This window comes from Mycobacterium neglectum, from assembly GCF_002591975.1.
Classification (GTDB): Bacteria; Actinomycetota; Actinomycetes; order Mycobacteriales; family Mycobacteriaceae; genus Mycobacterium; species Mycobacterium neglectum.
In genome coordinates this window covers 1-1,341 of sequence record NZ_NVQE01000110.1, presented here as the reverse complement: position 1 = coordinate 1,341, position 1,341 = coordinate 1, and the positions used below count along the sequence as shown (strand labels likewise).

General features: G+C 64.7%; 1 protein-coding gene. It reads right to left on the bottom strand.

The window, feature by feature from the left end:
* Nucleotides 1–19 precede the first annotated feature (19 nt).
* Nucleotides 20–1,081 (bottom strand): IS110 family RNA-guided transposase, encoded by a 1,062-nt coding sequence (locus CSQ99_RS30590; protein WP_099042698.1) that lies wholly within the window; start codon nucleotides 1,079–1,081, stop codon nucleotides 20–22.
* Between the last annotated feature and the right edge of the window lie 260 nt (nucleotides 1,082–1,341).

The window sequence follows — 1,341 nt, the reverse complement described above, 5'->3', positions numbered from 1 at the left end:
TGGGGTGCCTCTCTATTTGTCAAGAGGCGTCTGCGAGTGCTTCCGAAGATGTTCGAATGGTGCGGTCTTCGTCGGCGAGCATGATGCGCCAGAGATGCCCCGCGAGATGCCGTTTGAGCGCGCGGGTGGCCGAGCGCGGTGTTTTGCCTTCGGCGACTTTCTTGTCGTAGTACGCGCGGCCTCTGCTGGCCGGCATCCGGATCTGGATCATCGCAACGGTGTAGATCGCGGAGTTCAGCTGCCGATCTCCGTATCGGGACAGCCGATGCCGGGAAGCGTCGGCGCTGGCTATCTGGACGGGTGCGGTGCCGGTGTAGTTCGCATACGCCGCGGCCGAGGCGAACCTGCTCGCTGGTCCGGTACGGCCGAGCAGGCGGGCCGCCAACACGGGGCCGACGCCGTCGATCTCGCGCAGCCTGGTGCCATGCTCGTCGAGAAGTTCCATCATCGTCTTCGTGTTCGCCGCGAGTTGGTCGTCGAACCGGCGGACGTCGGCGATCAGTTCCTTGGCCAGCTCGACCCGAATGCGGTCCGGGCCGGTACGGGGCCGAAATCCGCGCAAGGCGCTGGCGGCCTTGGCGGGGGTCAGTGCGGCGGGTGCGCCGCCGGCCATCAGCTCACGCAGCAACGCGTGCAACTGATTGACCGTCCGGGTTCGACTGTGGGACAGATTGACTCGCCGTTCATCCAGCAGCGCTAGGGAGTCGGTAGTTGTCTCCGGGTGAACCGGACGCGCATCACCATGGAGGGCGGCGACACTCGCCGCCGCGGCGGCGTCGATGCGGTCGTTCTTACGCCGACCACCGCGGGACAGTTCCCGAACCCGTGCGGTCGCCGTCGTCGGAATGTCCAGCACCACCTCGCCCCGGGCCAGCAGCCACAACGCCAAATGATGTCCGAGCCCGTCGGCGTTCTCTATCGCCCAAGTCCGCTCAGGCCACGCCTTCGCCCAGACGATCAGCCGCCGGTATTCAGCGATGGACGCCTCGATGCGCAGCGACCCAACATCGGAGTTAGTGGCCGGGTCCAGTGCGGTGGCGGTGTGGGTGGACTTGTGCGGATCGATGCCGATGACAATCATGGATTACGGGTTCCCTTCGCTCGTGTGGATGGGGAATCCGCGGCGGACAATCCGACTTCAAGTACCTCTCACAGCAGCTTGTGGTCACGCCTCTCTTGAGTCACGCCGCGAACGCAGACCGGAGGAGTGACACACCCCACCAGGGTCAACCCGCACTGCGGGTGACAGGAATTTCGCGAGTCATTCCTCCGGTCTGCTACGACACGCTATGGACTGCAATCCCATTCACCTGCCGTGACACCCATACAAGTCGGAATTTC

Bases quoted from the DNA above. Each gene is read 5' to 3' on its own strand.
- CSQ99_RS30590 (WP_099042698.1), bottom strand. From the start codon at position 1,081: ATGATTGTCATCGGCATCGATCCGCACAAGTCCACCCACACCGCCACC.